A 20,037-nucleotide genomic window follows, 5' to 3' on the forward strand; every position below is an offset into this window, starting at 1 on the left:
ATGCGCGAACCAGGTCTCTTCAAACCAGCCCTGCTCTGGCTGCTGCTGTTGGCGCCGCTGTTTTTCAGCACCTACGGCTTAGCCACCTGGGTCACCAGCCAGCGCAGCGACGTGGGCACCCTGGTATTCGGCTGGGAAACCCATATGCCGTTCTGGGCCTGGACCATCGTGCCCTACTGGTCGATCGACCTGCTCTACGGCTTCTCCCTGCTGCTGCCTAACAGCCGCCATGAGCTCAAGCAACATGCCCTGCGTCTGCTCAGTGCGCAGGTGATTGCCGTGAGCTGCTTCCTGCTATGGCCGCTGCGCTTCACCTTTGAGCGCCCGGAAATGGACGGCGTGTTCGGCTGGCTGTTTGCGGTACTGGCCGGGTTCGACAAACCGTTCAACCAGGCACCCTCGCTGCATATCGCTTTGCTGGTGATCCTGTGGGTGATGTACCAGCGGCATAGCCAAGGCCTGTGGCGCTGGCTGGTGCATGGCTGGTTCGCGCTGATTGGCATTTCGGTGCTGACCACTTACCAACACCACTTTATAGACTTACCCACAGGCGCCCTGGCCGGCTGGCTGTGTGTGTGGCTATGGCCGGTGGATCAACCCAGCCCGCTGTTGCATGCGCGGCCGGCCAAAGACCCGAAACGTTGGCGCCTGGGGTTGCGCTACGCCATGGGCGCCCTGGTGCTGACAATAGTGGCCTTTACCGGGGGCGGTGCCTGGCTATGGCTGCTGTGGCCTGCCGTCGCGGTGTTGCTGGTGGCGCTCAACTACTGGCTGCTGGGCGCCGCAGGCTTTCAGAAACGCGCCGATGGCCGCCTCAGCCCGGCAGCACGCTGGCTGTATGCGCCTTATCTCGCGGCGGCGTGGCTCAACTCGCGGCTGTGGACGCGCAAGCATCCGCAGCCTGACCGGGTTGTGGATAACGTATGGTTGGGGCGAATTCCGACGCCAGCGCAGCTGAGTTCTTTCAATGCGGTGGTCGATCTGTGTGCCGAATTGCCTGTTTATCCACAGGGCCGCGCTTACCATGCCCTGCCCGTCCTCGACCTGACCGCACCCACACCGGCACAGTGCCTGGAGGCGGCCCAAGCCATCGAGCGCTTGCGCGAGCACGGCCCGTTGCTGGTGTGCTGTGCCCTCGGCTATTCCCGCAGCGCCAGCGCCGTGGCCGCCTGGCTGCTGCACAGTGGACGGGCGGCCACGGTGGACGAGGCACTGGCTATTATTCGTACAGCACGATCGGATGTGGTCCTGCATGCCGATCACCGCCAAGCCTTGGGAGCACTGCCCTATGCCCGCTGATATGCAACTCCAGGTAGTCGCCAGCCTGCTGCGCCGCGGCCGTTCGCTGGATCAGTTATCCACAGGCCTGACCCTGCTCGGGGTACTGTTTGGCCTGGCGCAATTGTTGATGGTCAGTATCACACCGATCTGCCTGTTGCTCAGCCTGTGGATGATTATCCTCGGGCTGCTGCAAAAGTACTGGGCGCTACGGGTGGCCTTCGATGCCGACCTGTTTGCGCTGATGGCCAAGGACATAGAACGCACCAGCGAGCTGGACCAGACTCTGCAAACCCTGGGCCTGCAACCCGCCAACCGCGCAAGCCGGCCCTGGACCGAACGCCGGCGTGGCGCCCTCAAATTGCTGCGCAAACAGGCCTACCTGCTGGGTGCGCAAGTGTTACTGACATTGGCCGTCATCCTGGCCAGCCCGTGGCTGCCCTTCGCCGGATAAGGAATCCTTATGTTCGAACCCCTGGTCGCGACCCTGATTACCTCCATGGCCCGCACAGTGACCGGCGCCCGCAGCCTGTGGCTGGGCTGCGCCCCAGAACCCGTGCAGCGCATCTACTTTGCCAACCACAGCAGCCACGGCGACTTCGTGCTGCTGTGGGCGTCGTTGCCGCAGAACCTGCGCAAGGCCACGCGCCCGGTGGCCGGCACCGACTACTGGAACAAGAGCGCACTGCGCCGCTACATCATCAACCGGGTATTCAACGGCGTGCTGATCGACCGCGAACGCAAAGACCCTGTGGATAACCCGTTGCAACCGATGCTCGAAGCCCTGGAACACGGCGATTCGCTGATCATTTTCCCCGAAGGCACGCGCAACCTGGAGGATGGCCTGCTGCCCTTCAAGAGCGGCCTGTATCACCTGGCAAAAAGTTACCCACAGGCGCAACTGATCCCCGTGTGGATCGCCAACCTCAACCGCGTGATGCCCAAGGGCCGTGTGCTGCCACTGCCGCTGTTGTGCACCACCAGCTTTGGCGCACCGCTGCAGCTTGCAGACGGTGAAGACAAGGCCCTGTTTCTTGCCCGCAGCCGCGACGCCCTGCTCGCCCTCGCCCCGGAGCATTCCTGACATGGATAGCCAAACCCTGATGTTGTTCGGCGGCATCGGCATGATCCTGGTGCTCGCCTCGCTGATCGGCCTGATTCTCAAGCTGCGCACCCGTGGCACACCCAGTGCGGTGATCGACAACCTCAACGCCCGCATCAATGCCTGGTGGGTGATGGTGGTGGTGATCGGCGTCGCCTTCTGGCTCGGCACCGGTGCGGTAATCCTGCTGTTCTACGCCGTGTCGTTCTACGCCCTGCGCGAATTCCTCACCCTCACGCCCACCCGCCGCAGCGACTACCCCGCACTGGTCGCCGCGTTCTACCTGGCGCTGCCCCTGCAATACCTGCTGATCTACTTTGACTGGTACGGCCTGTTCTCGATCTTTATTCCGGTCTACGTGTTCCTCCTGCTGCCCATCCTTGCCTCGCTGGGCGGCGACAGCACGCACTTCCTGGAGCGCGCATCGAAAGTACAGTGGGGGCTGATGATCGCGGTGTTCTGCGTCTCCTTCGTACCCGCCCTGCTGACCCTCGACATCGTCGGCTACGAGGGCCGCAACCTGCTGCTGATCGCCTACCTGGTGATCGTGGTGCAGCTCTCGGACGTGTTGCAGTACGTGTGCGGCAAACTGTTCGGCAAACACAAAATCGCGCCCAACCTGTCACCCTCGAAGACCGTGGAAGGCTTTGTCGGCGGGATCCTGCTGTCCTCCCTGATCGGCGCCGCACTGTGGTGGACCACCCCGTTCAACCCCTGGCAGTCATTCCTGATTGCCCTGCTGATCAACCTGCTGGGCTTTGCCGGCGGGATTGTGATGTCGGCGATCAAGCGCGACCGAGGGGTGAAGGACTGGGGGCATATGATCGAAGGACACGGCGGGATGCTGGATCGGTTGGATTCGGTGTGTTTTGCGGCGCCGATTTTCTTTCATTTGGTGCGGTATTGGTGGACCTGAGTCACACCGATCCAAAGGCTAACGACGCTCCCAAAGAGAGCTAAAACTGTCGCGAAGAGTGCCCGTATTTCGGGGCCTGCCGCGTCGTATAGAGGAACCGCAAAACAGCTGCACCCAGTAATCACACGACATCCACGTACATTTGATGGAACCGCTTGCGGCGAGCCTCTGGGTCGGACCAAGGAGCAGGGTTCGGCATTACCCGCGTTATGTCTTAACATGGTCGGTTGCCCAAAGAGCCGTCATGGCCAAAGCCATGACGGGCTTCCATCCTTTACAAGTAAGTGTGATGAAGATGAACAAGCCTTTCATTTCGCTGTGCCCTGAAATTACTCGGGCGCACGCGCTGACGCTGATGGATTGGTTGGAGGATGAACGCGTCACCTGCTATCTGAGCGATTCGCGTCATGTCTCCCGCTCCATCGAGCAAGTCATCGATCGGACTCAATCGCCGATCCTGACCCATCTATTCAACCAGGGCGGCCGATTCTTCATGGCCTATGACCGACATGACGCCCCGGTGGGCTTTGTCCGTCTGATCAAGACCGGCTCAGATTGCGAGATAGTCCTGGTCATCGGAGACAGCGATAAATGGGGCCAGAACCTTGGCGCCCGCACGATTCGCGAAGGCATGAAACTGGCCTTCCTCGACATGCGGGCCAAGAAGCTCATCGCCAAGATCCACCCGGACAACGCGCGCTCGCTGAACGCCTTTCTACGCAGCGGCTTTCTGCTTGAAGGCGAAACGCCGACATTGAAGTCATTTTCCATGACGGCGGGGCGCTATCTCCAGTTCTTGCGCGAAGGTGCCGCTGGCGACGCCACCAGGATCTACATTACTGAAATCGACAAGGCCAGGCTCGAAAGCCTAATCGCGCTCGAGCAAGGCCCGACCGTTGTTGAACTCGAACATGAGCTTGAACGAGCCATTGTCGTCAAGCCGCAGCAGGTGGCGTGCAATGTCGTCACGATGAACTCTAGAGCCTTGCTGCAACTGGACGAAGAAGAGATCGAAGTGGCCTTGGTCTACCCTGAAGACGCGGACAGCACCGCAGGGAAGCATTCCGTGTATTCCGACATCGGCGCCGCCATCCTGGGCTATCAGGAGGGGGACGCCATCGACTGGCGGATTTCTGATCGGACCCGCCGAATTGAAATCAGGAAAGTGCTTTACCAGCCGGAGGCGGCGGGCCACTTCCACCTGTAATTGCGCCTTTTGCTAGGAGCTGTAAGGAGAGAAGGACGTCGTTTGGAGCCCCGAGGGGCCCCAAGCGGGACAGTTTTCAATCCTGAAACCATGCCCTTGAAATTAGAGAATTCAAACTGTCGCAGGATGCCCTCGTTTTTCGCGGCCTGTAGGGAAGCGCAGATGAGGCGCGGGAAGAAATTCGCAAGTCAGTAGCTGCGTACACCCCCAACCAGGTTTCACTCCAGATTGAATTCATCAGCCGGGAGTAGGAACTGAGGAGCACGTGATTTGCTTCTCAGTCGCTCGGAACATCAAATGTCGAGGGAACCACACGCATGGAAAAGTCGATGGCTTATGTTGCGCACGACTCAACTCGATCAAAGCCTTTCCAGAACATCCACCTTTGATCACCCACTTATGGGGTCGCGCTATCAAGCATTTGACGATCTCCTATTTGACTAAGGTGATTGGTATATCTGAGAGCTGAATCACCTTTGCCGCAACAGAGCCCAGAAAAATCCCTGCAAGAAAGCCGTTGCCATGTGAGCCTAGGATGATGCTGTCACATCCTAAAGAGTGGGAGCACCCCACGATTTGGCTTGCTGCATCGCCTTGTAGGGTATGAAGTGTAAATGCAATCCCTTCCTGCTTCAGAAGCACCCCAGCGTTTTGTGAGTCCTCAGCACTTTTATCACCGTAGTAACGATCAATCTCATCCGCACTCATGTCGTGTGCAATTCGCGTTGGTAAAAGTGGCTGCACATTCAGCAGATGCACCTCAACACTTCCGCCCAGCAATCCGCCCTCTTGGATCAACCCAATAAGGTAACGCACCGCGCGCTCCGAATGCTCGGAACCATCGACAGCTACAAGTATTTTATGCATTTTCTAAATCCTCTTTCAGTGGCATGAAGATGCTTGTCGTTTGGGGATTGCCAGCTTGCAATCAGTTCTACTCGGACAGGCGGATTCGAATCTGTTTTTCAATCTCGATGATCGCAAAGAGCGCAACACCAACCCCGATGATAAGTAGGCCATCCAGGAAGGGGATCGCTTCTGTGGCAAACACCTTTTGCAGCGGTGGCGCGTAGGTGATGCCGAACTGAGCCAAGGTCACCACTGCGACGGTCATCCACACGACCTTGGTGCCACGAATGCCCCTCCAGGTAAGCGATGTGCTGTAGAGATTACGAATGAAGAACAGATGGAATATTTCCATCACGACTAACGTATTCACCGCCATGGTACGGGCCAACTCCACGGAGTAGCCACGGTCGAGCGCATAAGAAAAAATGCCGTAAACGCCGCAGAGGAACAGAATTGAAACAAGTACCATATGCCAAACCAATGCACCGCTTATCAGAGGCTCTTTGCGCGAACGGGGCGGTCTGCGCATTGTGTTTTCTTCGGTAGGCTCGAACGCCAGTGCGATGCCAAGTGTCACGGCGGTAATCAGATTGATCCACAGAATCTGTATCGCCGTGACCGGCAGTGTAAGGCCGAGCAGCAGGGCCACGATGATGGTCATGGTCTCGCCCGCGTTGGTAGGCAGCGTCCAGCTCAACACTTTTTTGATGTTGTCGTAGACTGTCCGCCCTTCGCGCACTGCCGCCACGATGGATGCGAAGTTGTCGTCGGCCAGCACCAGGTCTGCAGCTTCCTTGGCGGCTTCACTGCCCTTCCCCCCCATGGCAATACCCGCATCGGCACGCTTCAACGCGGGTGCGTCGTTGACGCCATCGCCGGTCATTGCCACGGTCATGCCATTCGATTGCAGCAGCATGACCAACCTGAGTTTATGTTCAGGGCTGGTACGTGCAAAGATATTGACGTTCTTCACCGCCTCCTTGAGCGCTGCATCGTTCATGGAGTCCAGGTCTATACCAGTCAGCACATTGTCGGGATTTTGCAAGCCAATCTGCCGACCGATTGCGGCGGCGGTGCCGCCATGATCGCCAGTGATCATTTTTACGACAATGCCCGCCGCCTGGCATTGTTGAACGGCCTCTATCGTCTCGGGTCTCGGCGGATCAATTAACCCGACCATACCCAACAAGGTTAGCTTCCCTTGCACGTCCCCAAACTCCAACACGGTGTGCTCTGGCTGAACTGATCTAGCGGCAAACGCCAATACACGCTGCCCTTTTGCGGCGATAGTGTTCGCCTGTTCGTACCAGTAGTCCGCGTTGAGGGGCTCCGTCACGCCGGCGGTTACGAACTGCTGCGTGCTCATGGCCAGTATTTGCTCCGGCGCGCCTTTTACATAGATAGAGGCATGGCGATCATGATTGTGATGGAGGGTCGCCATAAAGCGGTGTTTCGCGTCAAACGGAATGGCATCGGTTCGTGGCCAGGTACGATGATCTTCATCGCTATCGATTCCAGCTTTTCCGGAAAACGCCAGCAAGGCCCCCTCCATCGGATCCCCCTCCACCGTCCATACATCCTCATGCAGGCGCAGCGAGGCATCGTTGCAAAGACCTGCTGCTCGCCCCAATTCTGAGAGCGCGGGGTGAGATGATATGTCGATTAACTGATCGGCAAGACTGATGCTTCCCGCTGGCTGATAACCTGCACCATCAACCGTGAAGAGCAGATCGCTCGTGACGACCGTTGCGACCATCATTTCGTTGCGGGTCAGTGTGCCGGTTTTGTCAGTGCAGATAACGGATACCGAGCCGAGTGTTTCGATGGCCGGCAGGCGACGCACGATAGCGTTGCGGCGAGCCATTGCACGAACGCCGACAGCCAGCGTGATGGTAAGGACGGCGGGCAGTCCTTCAGGTATCGCCGCTACCGACATCCCCACCACGACCATGAAGATCTCTGTGAACTCGTAGTGCCCGACATAATGGCCGAACACGAGCAGAAGGCCGCCGACTAACAAGATCAAGATCGTCAGCCAACGTGCAAATATATTCATTTGCTGCACCAGCGGCGTGGTCAGCGTTTCAACTCCAGCAAGCAGCGTACTGATGCGTCCTATTTCAGCTGCTGCTGCGGTAGCAATTACAACCCCGGTTGCTTGGCCGCAAGTCACGAGCGTGCCACTGAACGCCATGCAGGTACGATCACCCAGAGCGGCTTCAACACCCACTGGTTCGGTGTGTTTCTCTACCGGTACGGATTCACCGGTGAGAATTGCTTCTTGGATTTGCAGTCTATTCACGTGCAGCAGGCGTAGATCAGCAGGTACTTTGTCTCCGGCCTCCAGCAATACAATGTCGCCCGGTACTAACTCCTCGCCTACAACACTCAAACGTTGACTCGCACGAATCACGGCGGCGTGCGGCGCCAGCATCTGCCGGATAGCGTCCATGGCCTTTTCCGCTTTACCCTCTTGGACATAACCTATGATTGCGTTTGCAATAACCACTGCAAGAATCACCACCGTGTCCCACAGATGCTGCAGCATCGCGGTAATCGCAGCGGATCCTAGAAGCACATAAATCAGAATGTTGTGAAATTGCAGCATGAATCGCAGCCACGCGGGTCGCCGTGCGGCTTCTGGCAAACGATTGAAACCCGTGCGGGCAAGCCGCGCTTGAACTTCGGCGGCCTCCAGCCCGACATGCTCATTGACCTCAAGCAGGTTTGTCACCTGCTCTGCAGGTAGGGAGTGCCAGGCCACGGAATGCGGAGGGATTGGTGTTTGCTCCGTTGATGCGTCGACCACCTGCTTCATCAATGAGTATCTCCTGTGTGCACAGCTCAAGTGAGACGGGCTGAGGTGATCATGAGCGAGCGTGGGAATATAAGACTGAAAACATTATTTTTCGGTCTTACATCCTATAGTTCCGTCCAGCTGACAGGAACTATAGATGTAACGCAATCAACCGGTTGGCAATTACTGATGCAGATCAAATTATCAATAGCAATTAATGTGACAAAATGTTTTGGTGAAAAATTTAATTTTCTAGATTTTCATCCAATGGTGCAGGCAACCGAATACTGCGCAAAGCAAAAACGGGGAGGCATAAATACTACTGCTGACTTTTAATAAACCTCTGTTTATTCAGTATATAGCATGCAGTTTTTGCAACACTCCTGTGTTGCTTTGTTAAACCCGGCATATTAATGCGCTCAACTTAATCTTAATTATGCATAACGCCCTAACTTGATTTAGCTACGTTATCAACCTGGGACTCTTCCAGCGCCTCCGGAGCTTCTAGCAACTCGGTAATCACGCTGAAGTCACTCACTTCAACGGCACCTAGCCCATAGCCCAACAGATGGAACGAGAACGCCTTACGCGGCTGCGGATTATCGAAACTGAAGTCCATCTCCAACGGCTGATCGGCAGTGACGACCATTTCTGCTGGCAGCCCCAGTGGCACATCCTGCTCCAACTCCTTGGCTTTCAGCAGGATGTAGGCATCCTGCCGGGGATCTAAAGAGCGCACGGTCAGACGCACGCGTGTTTGTGAGCCCTTGGGCATTTCCAGATACTGAGCACCGATCAGGTTGTCGGCCCAGTCATCCTTGATCTGTGCCTGAAGCGGGATGATGGCGGGACTGCCGAATTGGTAATGCTGGTTCAACGGTGTCCGGATCAGCGAATGATCCAGCGCCAAGGCTCTTGCTGTGATTTCTCGTGCTCGTTTGCCGCCGTACTGTCCGGCAAGGGTAGCGTGATCGGCAATGAACCCTGCACTGTTGTAATTCCGGCAGCGCTGTTGAAAGTCACACTCGGTCAACGTGCCTTGGCCATCGTGATAGCGCAGCTTGCCGTTGGTGAACGACATGATCTCGCGGCCTGTTTCATAGTCACGAAACAGGGAACGACCGCTTAAGGCTGAAGGGACGGGTAAGGCGAAGTAGTCGAGTATCGAAGCACTCAGATCGACATGCCCGTAGACTCCAGACTTTACCCCAGGCAACTGATCCTGCTCGGGCGCTAACATCAGGTTGAAGCCCCAAGAGGAAGCCAGGCGCACTCCATCGATACCGTGGGATTCGTCCGAGGTGATCACCACCAGGGTGTCTTTCAAGATGCCCTGACGTTCCAGGCCGCTGAGGAATTGCCCGAGAGCATCATCCAGATACCCGACGGCGGCCTCCTTGGGTGTGTCGTAGCGCTCAAGGTAGTCTTCAGGGGCCGAATAGGGTTGGTGGGTGCCAACGGTCAGCAGGGTCAGCATCCACGGCTTTTTCTGCTTTTTCAGTTGGCCGACGTAGTCCAGCGCCCCTTCAAAGAAGGCCTTGTCGTCCTTGCCCCAAGGGAACTCCAGGTAGTTGCTGTTGGTGAACCATTCCAGGCCATGGGTCGCACCGAAGCCAATGTGCGGCATGATCTTGTCTTTGGCCATGAAGCGCAGGCCCGCGCCCTGAAGGTAGTGCGTGGCGAATCCGTTCTTGTGCAATTGGGCAGGGAGGCACGCCTGGTTCCGTTCGTTCTGGGTCAACATCTCAACGCCTTTAGGCGTTCCGTTGTCCAGCTTGTCGTAATCCCCACAAAGCATTGCGTACAGACCACGAATGGTTTGATGGCTATGCAGTACATAATCCGGCGTATTCATGCCGCGCTCTGCCCAACGACTGAGATTCGGCATGAGGTTTTCTTGATAGCTGCTGTGTAGGGCTTTGCGGTTGACGCCGACGTAGGCGCCGGGAATACCTTCCAGTGCGATGATCAACACATTGCGCGCACGCCCCGGTGTCGCGAGCAGTTTCTGTCCGTCCAGATCGAGTTCAGTGAGCCCCGCCATTTTCGGTAGTTCATCGACAGCCTCACCTTCCAGCCACTCTTCCGCGCTTGCCTGAACAGCGCCAACGCTCGCGGCCATTAACTGATGTGGGAGGTTGAACAAGCGCCACTGGTCTTCTTCTGAGGGGTACAGGTGCTGCACACCCCAATGGGCGATCAATAGCAGTAGCGGTGCTGCCCACGCGCTTCGTGGTAAACCCGGAGCGGGAGACAAGCGTCCCAGGTACTGCGTGATCAGCCAAATTACCAGTCCAACAATCAGAGTGGCGGCCAGCCAAGGCTGGGCGAAACCACCACCTGTAGAGTTTTCCAAAAACTGAGGGTCGACCAGGTAGTGCAGGTCAGAGGAGTTTGGGAGTCTACCGACCGCGCTGACCAGTTCGGCAGTCGCCAGAGTAATAAGTCCCCATACCAGCAACACAGGAAGCGCTAACCACCAAGGACGGCGATGCAGGAGTACTATCAGCAGGCTCGCAATTCCCAGATCTGAAAGATAACCAAGTGGATTCGACCAACCCAGAGCCGCACGCAGGCACAAAGGCACGATCAGAACCAACCCGATCAAGGCGATCAGGCGTGCACGGGGTTGTCTTAACCAGCGATGGATAACATTCACGCAAAGGCCTTCCAGACATTAAATCGTCATATAAGTGTGCTGGATGGTATCAAGCGGGGGGACGACTCATCGAGTTATTCGAAAGAGGGACGGTGGATTGAGTCAGTGACGGCATTGATATCGTTTCGGATGCTTGGGCGTAAGCCCTATTTCAGAGGCTTGCGTTGAGGAGTGCTCGCTAACTAAGCCCTTCAGCATCAACTGTTTCATGCTGTTTAGACCCCGCCCCGCGTGCGCGGGCCAAGTGTTAATATATTACCTTTTTAAATGATCCAAAGGATGTTGATGACCAATCATCAAGCTAAAGCCGAAACCCCTAGAGCTGCCGCAATTCTGGCTCGCTTCCTATCGTCGGAATCCGCTGGCGGTCTTGTACTGATGGGCGCAGCACTCGCGGCACTAATTGTGGCCAACTCGCCTCTCTCGCAAGGTTATTTTGCAGCCTTGCACAGTGTCTGGTTGGGCATGTCTGTCGAGCATTGGGTCAATGATGGCCTGATGGCGATCTTCTTCCTGATGGTCGGACTCGAGATCAAAAGAGAGGTACTGGCAGGCGGGCTCTCCACTTGGGGCCAGCGTGCGTTGCCAGGATTTGGTGCTTTAGGCGGCATGGTTGTGCCTGCATTGATCTACATCGCAATCAACTGGGGTAATTCTGAGACCTTGAAAGGCTGGGCTATACCAGCCGCTACCGACATCGCATTCGCCCTGGGCGTCTTGTCGCTGCTGGGTAAGCGAGTCCCGACTTCACTGAAGGTTTTTCTCGCTGCCTTGGCGATCATTGACGACCTGGGGGCTGTGGTCATCATCGCCTTTTTCTACACCACTGGTCTTTCCATGCCGATGTTGCTGGCATCGCTCGCAACCTTGGTCATTCTGATCGCAATGAATCGATGGGGCGTCAGACGATTGTTCCCCTATTTGCTGGTCGGTGGTGTGCTGTGGTTCTTCGTGCTGCAATCGGGGGTGCATGCCACCCTTGCGGGTGTCGCTGTAGCGCTGTGCATCCCAATGGGTAAGCCTGAAGAGGAAGTCCGGTCTCCACTGCTGTTCCTGGAAGAAAAGCTGCACATGTGGGTAGCTTTCGCTGTGGTGCCGATTTTTGGCTTCGCCAATGCGGGTGTTTCACTTGCCGGTATTTCTATGGAAAACCTAGTCGATCCGGTTCCGCTGGGTGTAGCGCTCGGCTTGTTGGTGGGCAAGCAGATTGGTATTTTCCTATTGGCTGCTCTGGCCATTCGTATGGGCTTGGCCAAGCTGCCGGAAGGCAGCAATTGGGCACAGCTTTACGGCGTTGCGCTCTTGTGTGGCATCGGCTTCACCATGAGTCTATTCATCGGAAACCTTGCGTTTGCTGGATCAGCTCACCTGATTGACGAGGTAAAAGTCGGTGTATTGATAGGTTCGACCTTGGCTGCAATAGGTGGTGTCCTGATTTTGCGACGCAGCGCTGCACCTGCCATTACCGCCGGCACGGTTTCCAAGTAAGCGTAAGCGAGCCGGCCACGGAGTTTCTCCATGTTGGAAATCCTGTGGCCGGAACATCGTCTGGCGAAGTGTGGTCATCGTGCTTTACGCCAAAGCCGCTGAGACATCCCCCTGAACGGCTGATTGGCGCTAGCAACTTCGTAGCAACTTTTCCCGTGATCAGCGCAGACTTTCAGTCTCACAACAGTGAGCACGTCGCCAGAAGGAAAACCCTAAGCGTTCAATATCTTCGGCAACACAAACAGGACAAAACCTGTTGGGGTTCTATTTAAGTCGTAGCACCTCGAATGACCTATGTATTCAACCCTATAGTAGGAGACATCTTGAACACTCTTAAAAACCTCCTTTAACGGGTAGTTAGTATGCCTATTAAGCATCTTGTTCAAGCCATAGCAACTAATTCCCCCCTGCATTTGGGCGAGGAGTTTTTCCATAAAGGAACGCACAGTCTCCTCAGGCTGAATAGCTAAGATCATTTTTTCGATAAAACCTAGAGCGGCGTCGAGAGCAAGGAGGCAAGCAGGAAAGCGTCGCTGGCTGCTCAACCGGGGGGCAGGAGGCGCCAGCGACAAACTTTATTTCATTCCGACAGACTTTATCTCGTAGCTTCAACCCTTTCTCGTGACCGCTAAACGTTACTCGACCGTCACCGACTTGGCCAAGTTACGCGGCTGGTCAACGTCCGTGCCCTTGAGCACCGCCACGTAGTACGACAGCAACTGCAGCGGGATGGTGTAGAGGATCGGCGACAGGGTGTCGTGGATGTGCGGCATGTTGATCACATGGGTGCCTTCGCCGTTGGTCATACCGGCCTTTTCGTCGGCGAACACGATCAGTTGACCACCACGGGCGCGTACTTCCTGCAGGTTGGACTTGAGCTTTTCCAACAGTTCATTGTTCGGCGCCACGGTGACCACAGGCATGTCGTCGTCCACCAGGGCCAATGGGCCGTGCTTCAGCTCGCCGGCAGGGTAGGCTTCAGCGTGGATATAGGAGATTTCCTTGAGTTTCAGGGAGCCTTCCATTGCCACTGGGTATTGCGCGCCACGGCCGAGGAACAGGGTGTGGTTCTTGTCGGCAAACAGTTCGGCGACTTTCTCTACGGTGCTGTCCATGGCCAGTGCTTCGCCCAGGCGGGTGGGCAGGCGACGCAGTTCTTCTACCAGGATGGCTTCCACACCTGCAGCCAATGTGCCGCGCACCTGGCCAAGGGACAGGGTCAACAGCAGCAGGCCCACCAATTGGGTGGTGAAGGCCTTGGTGGAGGCTACACCGATTTCGCGGCCGGCCTGGGTCAGCAGGGTCAGGTCGGACTCACGCACCAGGGAGCTGATGCTGACGTTGCAGATCGCCAGGCTCGCCAGGTATCCCAGCTCTTTGGCATTGCGCAGGGCCGCCAGGGTGTCGGCGGTCTCGCCGGATTGGGAAATGGTGACGAACAGGGTATCGGGCTGAACCACCACCTTGCGGTAGCGGAACTCACTGGCTACTTCGACCTGGCACGGGATGCCGGCCAGTTCTTCCAGCCAGTAACGGGCGACCATGCCGGCGTGGTAGCTGGTGCCACAGGCGACGATCTGCACATTGCGCACTTTGGCGAACAGCTCGGCGGCTTGCGGGCCGAAGGCGTTAACCAGGACTTGCTTGTCGCCAAGACGGCCTTCCAGGGTGCGTTGCACCACGGCCGGTTGCTCGTGGATTTCCTTGAGCATGAAGTGGCGGAACTCACCCTTGTCGGCAGCTTCGGCGCCGTCGCGGTACTGCACAGCTTCGCGCTCGACGGAGTTGCCGTCGACGTCCCAGATCGCCACGCTTTCACGGCGGATGTCGGCGATATCGCCTTCTTCCAGGTACATGAAGCGGTCGGTGACCTGACGCAAGGCCAGTTGATCAGAGGCGAGGAAGTTCTCCCCCAGGCCCAGACCAATCACCAATGGGCTGCCACTACGAGCGGCAACCACACGGTCCGGTTGGCTGGCGCTGATCACAGCCAGGCCGTAGGCGCCATGCAGTTCCTTGACCGTGGCCTTGAGGGCGGTGGTCAGGTCACTGTGGTCCTTGAGCTTGTGGTTGAGCAGGTGGGCGATGACTTCGGTGTCGGTGTCCGAGGTAAAGACGTAGCCCAGGCCCTTGAGTTGTTCACGCAGCACTTCGTGGTTTTCGATGATGCCGTTGTGCACCACCGCAATATCACCGGAGAAATGTGGGTGTGCATTGCGCTCGCACGGTGCACCGTGGGTCGCCCAGCGGGTGTGGGCGATGCCCAGACGGCCCGCCAGGGGCTCACCGGCCAGGGCCTGTTCCAGTTCGCTGACTTTGCCCGGACGACGCATGCGCTCCAGCTTGCCCGCGTTGCTGAAGACCGCCACGCCGGCACTGTCGTAGCCGCGGTATTCCAGGCGCTTGAGGCCTTCGAGCAAAATGGCGGTAACGTTTCGTTCAGCGACTGCGCCTACAATTCCACACATGGTTTCTCTCCTAGATGACTGCCGCGCAAATCAGCGTAATGCCGCGGGCTTGAATCTGGTCGCGGGCCTCAAGCGGCAGGCGATCATCGGTAATAAGGGTATGGACGCTGCTCCAGGGCAGTTCCAGGTTGGGGATCTTGCGGCCGATCTTGTCGGATTCGACCATCACCACCACTTCACGGGCGACTTCGGCCATCACTCGGCTCAGGCCCAGCAATTCATTGAAGGTGGTGGTACCGCGCTGCAGGTCGATGCCGTCAGCGCCTATAAACAGTTGGTCGAAGTCATAGGAACGCAGCACTTGTTCGGCGACCTGCCCCTGGAACGAGTCCGAGTGCGGGTCCCAGGTGCCGCCGGTCATCAACAGCACCGGCTCATGCTCCAACTCACTCAGGGCACTGGCCACATGCAGGGAGTTGGTCATCACCACCAGGCCGGGCTGATGGCCCAGCTCCGGGATCATCGCGGCGGTGGTGCTGCCACTGTCGATAATGATCCGTGCGTGTTCACGCAAGCGCTTGACCGCCGCACGGGCGATGGCGCGCTTATGCACAGAAATCGGTTGGGCAGGATCGCCGACCAGTTCCTGGGGCATGGTGATGGCGCCACCGTAGCGACGCAGCAGCAAGCCGTTGCTTTCCAGCGCGGCCAGGTCCTTGCGGATGGTCACTTCGGAGGTTTCGAAACGTTTGGCCAATTCGTCCACGCTCACCTCGCCCTGCTCGTTGAGCAAGGTGAGGATGTTGTGGCGTCGTTGTGGTGTATTTCGTTTCGACATGGTGATGATAAGTTTCGGTTCGAAAGATAACGAAGGCAATCAAAACCTATTGACGGGAAATCGTCAAGCGGCGGGTGCACTTTTTTGAAAACAACATAGATCCAATGTGGGAGCGGGCTTGCTCGCGAAAGCGGTGCATCAGATACACGTTCAGTGACTGACACTCCGTCTTCGCGAGCAAGCCCGCTCCCACAATGGAATGGCGTTGCTAATGAGGTTGTGGATAACTCAGGTCTTTTTGATTTTGACTGGGCGTTTCCAGCCGTCGATGTTGCGTTGGCGGGCGCGGGCCACTGCCAATTGCGACTTATCCACATCCTGGTTGATGGTTGAGCCTGCCGCGGTGTTTGAACCATCGCCAATGGTGACGGGCGCAACCAGTGAATTATTGGAGCCGATAAAGACGTCTTCACCAATCGTCGTCTGATATTTGTTGGCACCGTCGTAATTGCAGGTAATGGCGCCGGCGCCAATGTTGCTGCGGGCCCCGATCACTGCATCGCCGAGGTAGGCCAGGTGCCCTGCCTTCGCATCGTCGCCCATCCGTGCGTTTTTCAGCTCAACAAAGTTACCCACATGGGCCCTGGCGCCCAACACGCTGCCCGGGCGCAACCGCGCAAATGGCCCCGCATCGCTGGCTTCACCCATCACCGCACCGTCGATATGGCTGTTGGCCTTGACCACCACGCCTTTGCGCAGGGTGCTGTCCTTGATCACGCAGTTCGGGCCAATCACCACGTCGTCTTCGATGATCACGCGGCCTTCTAGGATCACGTTGATATCAATCAGCACGTCACGGCCCACGGTGACTTCGCCCCGTACGTCGAAACGCGCCGGGTCACGCAGTGTCACACCCTGCGCCATCAGGCGGCGGCCTTCGCGCAGTTGGTAGTGACGCTCCAGTTCTGCCAGTTGCTTGCGGTCGTTGGCGCCCTGCACTTCCATCGGGTCGTGGGGCTGCTCGGTGGCAACCACCAAGCCATCGCTGACGGCCATTTCAATCACGTCTGTCAGGTAGTACTCGCCCTGAACGTTGTTGTTCGACAGGCGGCCCATCCAGTCCGCCAGACGATCGGCCGGTACCGCAAGGATGCCGGTGTTGCCTTCAGTAATCGCCCGTTGTGCATCACTGGCATCTTTATGTTCGACGATGGCTGCGACCTTGCCGTCGGCATCGCGCACGATACGGCCATAACCGGTCGGGTCGTCCAGCTCGACGGTGAGCAGGCCCATCTGGCCCGGTACCACGCGCTTGAGCAGGCGCTGCAGGGTTTCCACTTCGATCAGCGGCACATCCCCGTAGAGGATCAGCACGGTGTCGGCCTTGATGAACGGCACGGCTTGCGCGGTGGCATGACCAGTGCCCAGTTGCTTGTCCTGCAATACGAAATTCAAGTCGTCGGCTGCCAGGCGCTCACGCACCGCATCGGCCCCGTGGCCAATCACGACGTGAATACGCTGTGGCTCCAGTTGCCGGGCGCTGTGGATAACATGGCCGAGCATGGAGTTACCCGCAACCGGGTGCAGCACTTTGGGCAGGGAAGAACGCATGCGGGTGCCCTGACCTGCGGCGAGAATGACGATTTCAAGAGACATGAATGGCTACCAATCCTGGGCGGTCCGGCTTCAGACCAAAGAAGTGTTTTGCAAAAAAAGAAAAAGGGTAGCCGAGGCTACCCTTTTTAATCAATCGCGCATGAAGCATGACGGCTTGGCCGCTTACTTCTTGCGGATCTGCTGGAGCGTGCGCAGCTGGGCTGCAGCCTCGGCCAGACGTACAGCAGCAGCGCTGTAGTCGAAGTCCGCACCTTTTTCGTGCAGAGCCTTCTCGGCAGCCTTGACGGCTTCCTGAGCGGAGGCTTCATCCAGGTCGCCAGCACGTTGCACGGTGTCGGCAAGAACCTTGACCATGTTCGGCTGAACTTCGAGGAAACCACCAGAGATGTAGAACACCTCCTTTTCCCCGCCCTGCTTGGTCAGAGTAATCGGACCGGGCTTCAAGCTGGTGATCAGCGGTGCGTGGCCCAAGGCAATACCCAGGTCACCCAACTCGCCGTGTGCAATTACCATCTCTACCAGACCGGAGAAGATTTCCCCTTCCGCGCTGACGATATCGCAATGGACTGTCATAGCCATCTGATTGCCTCAACCTGATGAGCGCCCGTTTCCGGGCGCCTGGATTACAGTTTCTTGGCTTTCTCGATCGCTTCTTCGATGCCGCCGACCATGTAGAACGCTTGTTCTGGCAGGTGGTCGTAGTCACCGTTGAGGATGCCTTTGAAGCCAGCAATGGTGTCTTTCAGGGAAACGTATTTACCCGAGGCACCGGTGAAGACTTCAGCCACGAAGAACGGCTGCGACAAGAAGCGCTGGATCTTACGAGCGCGGGATACCAACTGCTTGTCGGTTTCCGACAGTTCGTCCATACCCAGGATCGCAATGATGTCCTTCAGCTCTTTGTAACGCTGCAGCACGTACTGAACGCCGCGAGCGGTGTCGTAGTGCTCCTGGCCGATCACGTTCGGGTCCAGCTGGCGCGAAGTCGAGTCGAGTGGATCGACCGCTGGGTAGATACCCAGGGAAGCGATGTCACGGGATAGTACGACGGTGGCGTCCAAGTGGGCGAAGGTGGTCGCTGGCGACGGGTCAGTCAAGTCATCCGCAGGTACGTATACCGCTTGGATCGACGTGATCGAACCTTCCTTGGTCGAAGTGATACGTTCTTGCAGAACGCCCATCTCTTCAGCCAGGGTCGGCTGGTAACCTACTGCCGAAGGCATACGGCCCAGCAGTGCGGATACTTCAGTACCGGCCAGGGTGTAACGGTAGATGTTGTCGACGAACAACAGAACGTCGTTACCTTCGTCACGGAACTTCTCGGCCATGGTCAGGCCAGTCAGTGCTACGCGCAGACGGTTACCCGGCGGCTCGTTCATCTGACCGTAGACCAGTGCCACTTTGTCCAGAACGTTGGAGTCCTTCATCTCGTGGTAGAAGTCGTTACCCTCACGAGTACGCTCACCCACACCGGCGAACACGGAATAACCGCTGTGCTCGATGGCGATGTTACGGATCAGTTCCATCATGTTTACGGTTTTGCCTACACCGGCACCACCAAACAGACCGACTTTACCGCCTTTGGCGAACGGGCAAACCAGGTCGATAACCTTGATGCCGGTTTCCAGCAGGTCGTTGCCGCCAGCTTGCTCGGCGAACGAAGGTGCTGGACGGTGAATGCCCCAACGCTCTTCGGTATCGATCGGGCCAGCTTCGTCAATCGGGTTGCCCAGTACGTCCATGATCCGGCCCAGGGTCGCTTTACCGACCGGTACGGAAATGGCAGCGCCAGTGTCGACAACGTCCAGACCGCGCTTCAAGCCTTCGGTGGAACCCATCGCAATGGTACGAACTACGCCGTCGCCCAGCTGCTGCTGAACTTCCAGAGTAGTTTCCGCGCCTTGTACTTTCAGCGCGTTGTAGATGCTCGGTACGCTGTCGCGTGGGAATTCCACGTCGATAACGGCGCCGATGATTTGAACGATACGTCCGCTACTCATAGCTGGATCCTCTGAATATTTGAACCGTTAAACCGCGGCAGCGCCGCCGACGATTTCCGAGATCTCTTGGGTGATCGCAGCCTGACGCGCCTTGTTGTAGATCAGCTGCAAATCGCTGATCAGATCACCGGCGTTGTCGGTAGCGTTTTTCATCGCGATCATCCGCGCCGCTTGTTCAGCTGCGTTGTTCTCGACCACCGCCTGGTACACCTGCGACTCCACGTAGCGCACCATCAAGCCGTCAAGCAGCTCTTTGGCGTCTGGTTCGTAGAGGTAGTCCCAGTGGTGCTTGAGTTCCTGATCCGGGGTCGCCACCAGTGGAATCAATTGCTCCACGGTTGGCTGCTGGGTCATGGTGTTGATGAACTTGTTGGATACCACGGACAGGCGGTCGATCCGGCCTTCCAGGTATGCATCCAGCATCACCTTCACACTGCCGATCAAGTCATTGATCGACGGCTCTTCACCCAGGTGGCTGATAGCTGCAACGACGTTACCGCCGAAGTTGCGGAAAAAGGCCGCACCCTTGCTACCAACAACACACAGATCAATCTCGACGCCGTTTTCGCGGTTTACCGCCATGTCCTTGACCAGGGCCTTGAACAGGTTGGTATTCAAACCACCGCACAAACCACGGTCACTGCTCACTACCACATAACCTGCACGCTTGACGGCGCGCTCGATCATGAACGGGTGGCGGTATTCCGGGTTGGCGTTGGCCAGATGCCCAATTACCTGGCGGATACGCTCCGCATAAGGACGGCTAGCCGACATGCGCATTTGTGCCTTGCGCATTTTGCTGACCGCCACTTTCTCCATGGCGCTGGTAATTTTTTGCGTGCTTTTGATGCTCGCAATCTTACTGCGAATCTCTTTTGCGCCTGCCATGTAACACCTATCAGGTTAGCAAGCGGGAGCCTTGCGGCTCCCGCTGCGGC

The 20,037-nt window shown here is 57.3% G+C and carries 16 protein-coding genes; 7 read left to right on the forward strand and 9 right to left on the reverse strand.

What is annotated here, in order from left to right; genetic code table 11:
* The 5 genes from HU773_RS00820 (at position 1) to HU773_RS00840 (ending at position 4,503) form a co-directional block, all read left to right on the forward strand.
* A complete protein-coding gene (locus HU773_RS00820) occupies positions 1-1,299 on the forward strand; it encodes a phosphatase PAP2/dual specificity phosphatase family protein (RefSeq protein ID WP_057961224.1) in 1,299 nt (432 codons plus the stop codon).
* Entirely contained in the window at positions 1,289-1,732 is a 444-nt protein-coding gene (locus tag HU773_RS00825; RefSeq protein WP_057961225.1) for a hypothetical protein, read from the forward strand. The genes HU773_RS00820 and HU773_RS00825 overlap by 11 nt, the downstream gene beginning before the upstream one ends.
* Positions 1,733-1,741: 9 nt before the next feature.
* Positions 1,742-2,362, forward strand: a complete 621-nt coding sequence (locus tag HU773_RS00830) for a lysophospholipid acyltransferase family protein (protein ID WP_057440592.1) — start codon at positions 1,742-1,744, stop codon at positions 2,360-2,362.
* Between the two features lies 1 nt (position 2,363).
* Complete coding sequence (locus tag HU773_RS00835; protein ID WP_120734380.1) at positions 2,364-3,296, forward strand: phosphatidate cytidylyltransferase; 933 nt, start codon at positions 2,364-2,366, stop codon at positions 3,294-3,296.
* A gap of 244 nt (positions 3,297-3,540) precedes the next feature.
* Positions 3,541-4,503: a bifunctional GNAT family N-acetyltransferase/nucleoside diphosphate kinase regulator gene (locus HU773_RS00840; RefSeq protein ID WP_169989914.1), complete on the forward strand. Its 963-nt coding sequence runs from the start codon at positions 3,541-3,543 to the stop codon at positions 4,501-4,503.
* Positions 4,504-4,935: 432 nt separating this feature from the next.
* On the opposite strand, the gene HU773_RS00845 is transcribed toward HU773_RS00840, so the two are convergent.
* Together HU773_RS00845 and HU773_RS00850 are read right to left on the reverse strand one after the other, a co-directional pair.
* Complete coding sequence (locus HU773_RS00845; RefSeq protein WP_057961231.1) at positions 4,936-5,370, reverse strand: universal stress protein; 435 nt, start codon at positions 5,368-5,370, stop codon at positions 4,936-4,938.
* A gap of 67 nt (positions 5,371-5,437) precedes the next feature.
* The gene (locus HU773_RS00850; RefSeq protein ID WP_152988018.1) at positions 5,438-8,170 is read right to left on the reverse strand and encodes a cation-transporting P-type ATPase; all 2,733 of its coding nucleotides are present in this window, start codon (positions 8,168-8,170) and stop codon (positions 5,438-5,440) included.
* A gap of 51 nt (positions 8,171-8,221) precedes the next feature.
* Between HU773_RS00850 and HU773_RS00855 the strand changes: the two genes are divergently transcribed.
* Positions 8,222-8,485, forward strand: a complete 264-nt coding sequence (locus HU773_RS00855; protein ID WP_128593103.1) for a hypothetical protein — start codon at positions 8,222-8,224, stop codon at positions 8,483-8,485.
* Between the two features lie 112 nt (positions 8,486-8,597).
* Here the strand turns inward: HU773_RS00855 and HU773_RS00860 are convergent, their stop codons facing one another.
* Positions 8,598-10,808: an LTA synthase family protein gene (locus tag HU773_RS00860; RefSeq protein ID WP_128593102.1), complete on the reverse strand. Its 2,211-nt coding sequence runs from the start codon at positions 10,806-10,808 to the stop codon at positions 8,598-8,600.
* Between the two features lie 285 nt (positions 10,809-11,093).
* On the opposite strand from HU773_RS00860, the gene nhaA reads away from it, so the two are divergent.
* A complete protein-coding gene (gene nhaA, locus HU773_RS00865) occupies positions 11,094-12,296 on the forward strand; it encodes a Na+/H+ antiporter NhaA (protein WP_057961239.1) in 1,203 nt (400 codons plus the stop codon).
* Between the two features lie 635 nt (positions 12,297-12,931).
* Here the strand turns inward: nhaA and glmS are convergent.
* From glmS to atpG, 6 genes are all read right to left on the reverse strand, one after another.
* Positions 12,932-14,764 (reverse strand): glutamine--fructose-6-phosphate transaminase (isomerizing), encoded by a 1,833-nt coding sequence (gene glmS, locus HU773_RS00870; RefSeq protein WP_057961234.1) that lies wholly within the window; start codon positions 14,762-14,764, stop codon positions 12,932-12,934.
* Between the two features lie 10 nt (positions 14,765-14,774).
* Complete coding sequence (locus HU773_RS00875; protein WP_029290123.1) at positions 14,775-15,542, reverse strand: DeoR/GlpR family DNA-binding transcription regulator; 768 nt, start codon at positions 15,540-15,542, stop codon at positions 14,775-14,777.
* A 228-nt stretch (positions 15,543-15,770) separates the two neighbouring features.
* The gene (gene glmU, locus HU773_RS00880; RefSeq protein WP_120734384.1) at positions 15,771-17,138 is read right to left on the reverse strand and encodes a bifunctional UDP-N-acetylglucosamine diphosphorylase/glucosamine-1-phosphate N-acetyltransferase GlmU; all 1,368 of its coding nucleotides are present in this window, start codon (positions 17,136-17,138) and stop codon (positions 15,771-15,773) included.
* A gap of 123 nt (positions 17,139-17,261) precedes the next feature.
* Positions 17,262-17,678: a F0F1 ATP synthase subunit epsilon gene (locus tag HU773_RS00885; protein WP_057439300.1), complete on the reverse strand. Its 417-nt coding sequence runs from the start codon at positions 17,676-17,678 to the stop codon at positions 17,262-17,264.
* A 44-nt stretch (positions 17,679-17,722) separates the two neighbouring features.
* Positions 17,723-19,099 (reverse strand): F0F1 ATP synthase subunit beta, encoded by a 1,377-nt coding sequence (gene atpD / locus HU773_RS00890; RefSeq protein WP_015886645.1) that lies wholly within the window; start codon positions 19,097-19,099, stop codon positions 17,723-17,725.
* 27 nt (positions 19,100-19,126) lie between these two features.
* Positions 19,127-19,987, reverse strand: a complete 861-nt coding sequence (gene atpG, locus HU773_RS00895) for a F0F1 ATP synthase subunit gamma (protein WP_057439299.1) — start codon at positions 19,985-19,987, stop codon at positions 19,127-19,129.
* Positions 19,988-20,037: the final 50 nt, after the last annotated feature.

It is taken from the genome of Pseudomonas shahriarae (assembly GCF_014268455.2).
Taxonomy (GTDB): Bacteria; Pseudomonadota; Gammaproteobacteria; order Pseudomonadales; family Pseudomonadaceae; genus Aquipseudomonas; species Aquipseudomonas shahriarae.